Annotated in this window: 3 protein-coding genes and 1 pseudogene; all 4 read left to right on the top strand. The window is 33.7% G+C overall.

Going from position 1 to position 2726, the window contains the following annotated elements; translation table 11 throughout:
• A pseudogene (locus Q0U74_RS07750) lies at positions 1 to 128 on the top strand (SAM-dependent methyltransferase); the annotation flags it as partial.
• A gap of 52 nt (positions 129 to 180) precedes the next feature.
• Positions 181 to 807: an L-2-amino-thiazoline-4-carboxylic acid hydrolase gene (locus Q0U74_RS07755; RefSeq protein WP_297393890.1), complete on the top strand. Its 627-nt coding sequence runs from the start codon at positions 181 to 183 to the stop codon at positions 805 to 807.
• A 75-nt stretch (positions 808 to 882) separates the two neighbouring features.
• A complete protein-coding gene (locus Q0U74_RS07760; protein ID WP_297393891.1) occupies positions 883 to 1821 on the top strand; it encodes an alpha/beta hydrolase in 939 nt (312 codons plus the stop codon).
• A gap of 39 nt (positions 1822 to 1860) precedes the next feature.
• The gene (locus Q0U74_RS07765) at positions 1861 to 2607 is read left to right on the top strand and encodes an alpha/beta fold hydrolase (RefSeq protein ID WP_297393894.1); all 747 of its coding nucleotides are present in this window, start codon (positions 1861 to 1863) and stop codon (positions 2605 to 2607) included.
• The last annotated feature ends 119 nt before the right edge of the window (positions 2608 to 2726 follow it).

A 2726-nucleotide genomic window follows, 5' to 3' on the forward strand; every position in this document is an offset into this window, starting at 1 on the left:
AAAAGCTTAAAAAAGATGGCTACGAAGATGTGCAATTAATTGATACAACAAAGGGTCTTTTTATGAGTCACAAAGAATCTTTATTCCTTGGACTTTCTGGCTCAGCTCTTCTTATTGGGAGAAAATAAAATTGTATATAAATTAGTATAAAAATTTTAGAAAATTAATGAGGTATACAAGATGAAATACAAAGGTTTTTATTTCTTATTATTTAAAGGTCCAATGAAGAAAGTTCTCATAGAAAAATATAATAAAGCTTATGCTTCAGAAATTATTAAAAATAGCAAAAAAGTTTATCGAGAACTTGTAAAAAATATGGACGATATCGGCGAGGATAATCCCATGGCATACAATGAGATGTTCGCCCTTGTCTTTGTTGCTCCATATATAGCAAGTGAGAAAAAAATTCCACCGGAGACCATTCAGGAAATGATGCGTCGCTCTCTTTATTCTGTAAAATGGTATTTTTCCTTGGTTAATCTCAATACTAAGATGGGGAAAAAAGCCAATAAGAAAAATATTCTTAAGTATTACAAGTGGTATACAGAGGAAAAAGAAAAGCTCTATCCAACGTCCTTTAAGGTTGATTTTGTGGGGGAACCCTATGAGGGTGCTTGTTATTACAGAATTACTCGTTGCCCCATTTGTGCTTATACAAAGAAGTTGGGTGTAGATGAATTAATGCCACTATTCTGTGAACTTGATGAGCTTATGATAAGCCTTCAACATGGAGTACTTCACAGAAAAGGCACCATTGCAGATGGAGCAGATTGTTGTGATTATTTTATTACAGGCGATAGTGAATGAAGTTGAGTTACAAGAATAAGTGTTGGTAAAAACTTGTAAAATTGTGATTAATTGAGTATCAATCGGGGGTGTGAAATGAGTTTAACTTATAAAATCGCATCGATTATAGTAAGATTTGTCGGTGTCAAAAAAATGTTTTTAAAAAACAAGGATGAAATGCTTAAGTATGCAAAGAGAGAAAATGCAAAGGCGGTATTTGATTTAGATAAGGCCAAAAAAAGAGCTGAGAAGAAAAACTATTTTCTCTTTGACAGAGATGTTATGGGTTACAGGCTGCTTTCATATCAAAAAAATAAAAAACCAGCAGAAGGAGTAGTCTTTTATCTTTTCGGCGGAGGAATGATTACACAACCTGATAAATTGGATTTTTCTTTGGCAGAAAGAATAATGGAACAAACTGGTAAAGACCTATGGTTTTTATTTTATCCACTTTGCTCGGAAGATGTAAAGCTGGATAAGACCTATGAAGTTTGTTTTGAAACCTATAGGCTAATGACCGAAACTTATAAGGCAGAAAACATAAGTGTTCTTGGATTTTCATCAGGTGCTAGTTTAGCCCTTGGAATTTTTTTGTACAACAATGCTTTGGGCAGACCTATTAGTATGCCCGGTAAAATTATTTCAGTATCTCCTGGTGGACTTCCAGATATAAGTCTTGAGGAAAATAATGAAGTATGGGAAAAAGTAAAAGCCCTTAACCATAAAGACATAATTATTGAACCTACCTATTTTAAAACTGCAAGAGAAATCGTAAAGGGAGATGAAGACTTACCTGAATATATGTTAGATGGAACAAAGGGAGATTTTTCAGACTTTCCAAAAACTTACTTTTATTATGGAGGAAATGAATGCCTTTATGCTTTTGCAGAATACTTTAAAAAGGCAATGGAAAAATACAAGGCTCCATATAAAATCATTGTGGGTGAAGGAATGTGCCACTGTTATCCACTTTTAAGATTTTTTAGAGAAGGTAGAGAGGCGCAGGATGAAATTATTGAATTATTAAAGTCTTAATATTACAAAGATATAAGAAAAGTTTAGAAGAGGGAAAAAATGAACTTTATAACATTTGGAAATAGAAATAATAAGTCAATATTATTTATTCATGGGCTTGCCTCTACTGCAGACCTATGTTTTAAACCCCTTCTGCCTTATTTGCAAGATTATTTTGTAATTTTCTGTGAATTGGACGGACATTATGGGACTGATCCCAAAGATTTAACATCAATGGAAGAAACCATAAATTCAATAGAAAGCTACATTTTAAATGAACTAAAGGGAAGCGTCTATGGAATATGTGGTTTTTCTATGGGAGCAACCATCGCAGTTGAGCTCATTGGAAGAGGAAATATTTCTGCTTCGAAAGTCCTCTTAGATGCGGCGATTACTACTGAGTTGGGTCTCATGGCAACACCTCTTACCTGTGCTTTTATCATTGGGACAAGTAGAATCAAAAATAAAAAACCAATTCCTAAATTTTTATTAGATAAGATTATGGGCAAGGATAATCTAAGCGTAATAGAAATGATCTATCCGCAAATTTCGAAAAATACGATTAAAAACGCCTGCAAGTTTATCTATCATTACAAGGTTCCGGAAAATTTAAGCAAGTTTTCAAATCCAATAATGTTTTGGAGGGGGAGCGAAGAGCCAATCCCTGCAAAAAGTGAAAAAATATTAAGAGAGTATCTTCCACAAATGAAAACAGAAGTATTTGAAGGAATGGGCCACGGACAATTTCTCCACGATCATCCCAAAGAATACGCGGAGAAACTAAAAATCTTTTTGGAAAATAAATAAGGAGAATATTATGGATATAACAAGAGCAATATTAGATGGAATTGCAATGGCTGCTATCTTTAATGGTGCAGTGGCAGCTTTTGTACTGATTAACCCGAGATTTTTCTTTGATTCCTATC

It is taken from the genome of uncultured Peptoniphilus sp., assembly GCF_946998875.1.
Taxonomy (GTDB): Bacteria; Bacillota; Clostridia; order Tissierellales; family Peptoniphilaceae; genus Peptoniphilus_A.